5 protein-coding genes are annotated in these 4,453 nt (G+C 46.3%); all 5 read left to right on the forward strand.

The window, feature by feature from the left end:
- Nucleotides 1–311, forward strand: a 311-nt coding sequence (locus tag B2899_RS12895) for a ferric iron reductase (protein WP_286886335.1), incomplete at its 5' end; no start/stop codon positions are given.
- Nucleotides 312–336: 25 nt separating this feature from the next.
- The gene (locus B2899_RS12900; protein ID WP_146808249.1) at nt 337–888 is read left to right on the forward strand and encodes a GNAT family N-acetyltransferase; all 552 of its coding nucleotides are present in this window, start codon (nt 337–339) and stop codon (nt 886–888) included.
- Nucleotides 863–2,209, forward strand: coding sequence for a lysine N(6)-hydroxylase/L-ornithine N(5)-oxygenase family protein (locus B2899_RS12905; RefSeq protein WP_286886337.1), 1,347 nt, complete (start codon nt 863–865; stop codon nt 2,207–2,209). Before B2899_RS12900 ends, B2899_RS12905 begins: the two co-directional genes overlap by 26 nt.
- Entirely contained in the window at nt 2,188–3,393 is a 1,206-nt protein-coding gene (locus tag B2899_RS12910) for an MFS transporter (RefSeq protein WP_286886339.1), read from the forward strand. Before B2899_RS12905 ends, B2899_RS12910 begins: the two co-directional genes overlap by 22 nt.
- A 50-nt stretch (nt 3,394–3,443) precedes the next feature.
- Nucleotides 3,444–4,453, forward strand: a 1,010-nt coding sequence (locus B2899_RS12915) for an IucA/IucC family protein (protein WP_286886341.1), incomplete at its 3' end; no start/stop codon positions are given.

The raw sequence follows: 4,453 nt of genomic DNA on the forward strand, positions 1-4,453 counted from the left end.
AGCGGCTGCGTTATTACTTCTTCTTTAATCATTTATTTGGCCTGATCAACGGTTTTGGAACCGCAGGACTTGTTCGGGAGGAGAAGCTGCTTCAAATCTTAAGAGATAGATTGGACTTCCATTATAGACAAACGGGCGAAACAAGCAGCCTGCTGCATAGCCTGCTTTATGCGCCCGGGTTGCCGTGCAAAGCCAATCTGCTGACCCGATTCCACGATATGGATGAACTGGTCGGATCGCTGGAAGCACAGTCGGTATACACGATGATCAAAAATCCTTTGCTTCAGAAGGTGGGAGTGGCCCGTGAATAGCAGCTATACGCAATTCGATCAAGACATAAACAAGACGATCTCCTTCGTCAAAGTAGAGTACGAACGAGACCTGCACTTGCTCCACAGATGGATGCAGGAAGAGCATGTGATTCCATTCTGGAAGCTAAATATTTCTCTGGAAAAATACAAGCGGCATTTGGAGAAATTTTTAAACGATCAGCATCAGACGCTTTATTTAGGTTGCATTGAAGAAATCCCGATGAGTTATTGGGAAGCCTACTGGGTCAAGGGGGATATTATCGAAGATTACTATCCGTATGATTTGTTCGATCAGGGCATCCATTTGCTCATCGGAGAGAAAGAATTTCTCGGAAAAGGCTACGCCCTCCCGCTGCTGCGGGCGATGGTTCGCTTTCAGTTCTTAACTGCCCGGACGAAAAAGATTGTAGCGGAACCGGACATCCGAAACAAGAAGATGATACACATATTCGAAACATGTGGTTTTGAGCCGGTTAAGCCGATAGAGCTTCCCGATAAGACCGGATTGTTGATGTTTTGCCATAGAGAGAATTTTGAGAGGAAGTGGAAGCATGTCTTTGATACGCAAAGAGCCTGAAAGTGTGTTTGACATCATCGGCATTGGCATCGGTCCTTTTAATTTGGGACTGGCGGCCCTGCTTGATAGCGTTCCTGAGCTTGATGCCGTATTTTTTGAGAAAAAGCAGGAATTCGACTGGCATTCGGGCATGCTGATTGAGGGAACGACCCTGCAGGTTCCCTTTCTGGCCGATCTCGTCAGTATGGCGGATGTGAAAAGCAGATTCAGCTTTCTTAACTATCTGCAGGAGCATAAGCGGCTCTATCATTTTTATTTCCTGGAGAATTTCAAGATTCCGCGAAAAGAATACAATCATTATTGCCGTTGGACAGCCGATCAATTGGAAGAGTGCCGCTTTGGCAAGGAAGTAATCGACGTAGCTCTTTTTGAATTGAACGGGGAATTCTTATATGAAGTTCATGTGAGAGATACAGGAACAGAAGCCGTAGAGCGCTATTTCAGCAAGCATCTTGTTATCGGGACCGGGACGCAGCCGTTCGTGCCGGAACATTTGCGAAGCAAACTCGGCAATACGGTCTTCCATTCTTCGCAGTATCTGGAGAAGAAACATTATTGTTTGGGGGCAAAGTCCGTTACCGTGATCGGTTCGGGACAGAGCGCGGCCGAGGTGTTCTACGATTTGGTGAAAGAGCAGAGCAAATTTGGTTTCAAACTCAGCTGGTTCACCCGATCAAAAGGCTTTTTCCCGATGGAATACTCGAAGCTGGGGCTGGAGTATTTCTCGCCTGATTATATTCATTTCTTCTATAACCTGCCGCAGGATAAGAAAGATGAGATATTGCCCGAACAGGATTTGCTCTATAAAGGCATTAGCGCGAAAACGATTGCTGATATTTACGATTTGCTCTATGAACGTTCTGTTGCCGAAGAAATGCCCGATGTCCAGCTTCAATCCATGACGGAAGTGCTGGATATAGAGGAAAGGAAGGGTGCGTGGTCCTTGCGCTGCCTGCAATGGATAAAAGAGGAAGCGTTTGAGCACAGCTCAGATGTCGTGATTCTCGGTACCGGATACAGACCGGGCATACCGGGTTTTCTCTCAGGCATAAAGAATCTTATTTGCTGGGATGATAGGGGAAGGTATCAGGTGACGCGCGATTACCGGCTTAAGACGCATATCAACACGCCGAATGCAATTTTCGTTCAGAACGGCGAGCTGCATACGCACGGTGTCGGCGCGCCGGATCTTGGTTTGGGAGCCTACCGCAACTCTGTCATTATCAATTATCTTGCAGGAAGAGAAGTATATCCGGTCCATGAAAAGAATGTTTTCCAAACGTTTGGATTAGGGAAGAAATGCGTGACGATAAGCGTATAGTCTCGGTTGTATTGTTCACCTGCGTGTTCCTGTTTGTCTATACGGAAGTTCTGCTGTCCCCGTTTTATCCGCAGTTCTTTCAAAAAGTGTTCGGCGTGGAGGATTACGGTTTTACCGGGTGGTATATATTTGCCTGCCGATTAACCGTGGTTCTCGCTTCCCCCGTCTGGGGCTTTCTTTCAAAAAAAATAGACAGTAAGCGACTGTTGATTGCCGGACAGGCAGGGACCGCCATTTCATGCGCTTTAATGGCTATATCGGAAAACGAACAGCAATTCCTTGTGTTTTCTATTATGCTATTGATATTCAAAAGCAGCTACTTGCTGCTGTATACGATTATGATTCAGGCAGCCGGAAGCGAAAAGAAACAGGTGACGGGAACGTATCATGCGGTACTTCAGTCAGCGATTATCGCCTCGACGATAACCAGCGGCTGGGTCATCAACCTTGCAGCCCCTTTACAAATCTTCTGGTGGATTGCTCTGCTAGACCTGCTGCAAGGGATTGTTTGCTTCATAGTTTTCAAGAAAAGCTTTAGGAATAAAACTACGTTTGAATCTGTAGTGGATAAATCGGAAGAAAACGATGTACAGGGGACAGAGAAGAATGAGGTCAACATAATGTTTTTCGTGAAAATGGCCCTGCTTATTTTCACCCTGCACTTTTCGGTCAATGTTATCCGCCCGTTTTTCACTATTTTTACGGAGGGGACCTTTCATACTTCTTTCGTCAGCAGCAGCATCTTATTCTTGATTCCGAGCCTAATGGCCGTACTGGCGCTCCCTGTCATAAAGCGGTGCAGTCTGGAAAAACTCCCGTCTTTTTATAAGATATCGGGCTGGCTATTATTCCTCAGTTTGATCGTGCAGGGCATTAGCCCGGGTCTCGGATGGCTTATTTTTTCCCGGTGTCTGTTCGGCTTCTGTCTGGCCATCTGCCAGGCAATCCTGGATATTTATTTGTTTCAGCGGAGCCAAAATGCTCATTATCATTACAGCATTCTATCGTCTTTCCAAAACCTCGGGCTGCTATTAGCGCCTTTAAGCGCTCTGGCGCTGGTGGAGGATTATTCGTTAGCTTCGCCGTTTATCGCTGCCGCCTTCATTTTTGCGCTTCATCTTATCATTGTTGGTGCAGCAACGTATAGAAACAAAGCAATGAACGGAACCAAAACGGCGGAATAGAGGGAAGGCGGCGAATTTTATAAAGGTACAGAAATTGAAGGAGGGCAACGATGCTATTTATCAATGAAGTAGAAAAAGTGTTGGATGAGAGAACATGGATAGAAGTGAATCGAAAACTTCTCGCAAAAATGTTTTCGGAATATATGTACGAGGACATGCTTCATCCAGAGATGATCGATCAGGAGGGCGAAATCGATCGATACGAACTGTCGATTTCAGAACAGAAAAAGTATCGCTTTTCCGCGGCGGAACGCTTATTTGATAGTTTTGACGTGAAGCATGATTCGATTGAAGTTTTTGCGGACGGAGAGTGGAAGGAGGCTGCGAGCGCGATTGAGTTCCTGCTGGACATTCAGAAGATGATAGGCATGTCACCGGAGACGGCGGGGCATTTGATTAAGGAATTGAACCATACACTGCTTGCTGATGCCCATATCCTGTCCAAGGAGTCCAGAACATCCGATGAGTTGGTCGATGTCGACTACGCCATCCTGGAGGGGGAGATGACCGGCCATCCGTGGATTACATACAATAAAGGGAGGATCGGATTCGGCTACGACGATTACCTGAACTTCGCCCCTGAAAATCAGAAGGAAATCCGGCTGTCCTGGATTGCCGTCCATAAAGACCGGGCAACATTCCAATCCGTTGAAGGGTTGAATTTCGAAGCGTTGATGGAACATGAGCTGGATGGAAGTACGAAGGCCCGATTTGAAAATGTCATGCAGGAGAAAGGATACAAGCGTGAAGATTATTATTTCATGCCGATTCACGAATGGCAGTGGAAAAACGTCATTATTCAAAACTATGCAGAAGACTTAGCTTTAGGTCACATCGTTCCCCTGGGAGATGGACCGGATATGTATCTTCCGCAGCAGTCCATCCGGACATTCGTAAACACGACGGATAAATCAAAGCATCATGTAAAGCTTCCGATGAGTATTCTCAACACGCTCGTATATAGAGGATTACCGACTGAGCGTACACTGATTGCGCCGAAGATTACGGAATATATCAAAGGCATTCAAGAAAACGATCCGTTCTTAAAAGAGGAATGCCG

This window comes from Aneurinibacillus sp. UBA3580 (assembly GCF_002375825.1).
Taxonomy (GTDB): Bacteria; Bacillota; Bacilli; order Aneurinibacillales; family Aneurinibacillaceae; genus Aneurinibacillus; species Aneurinibacillus danicus.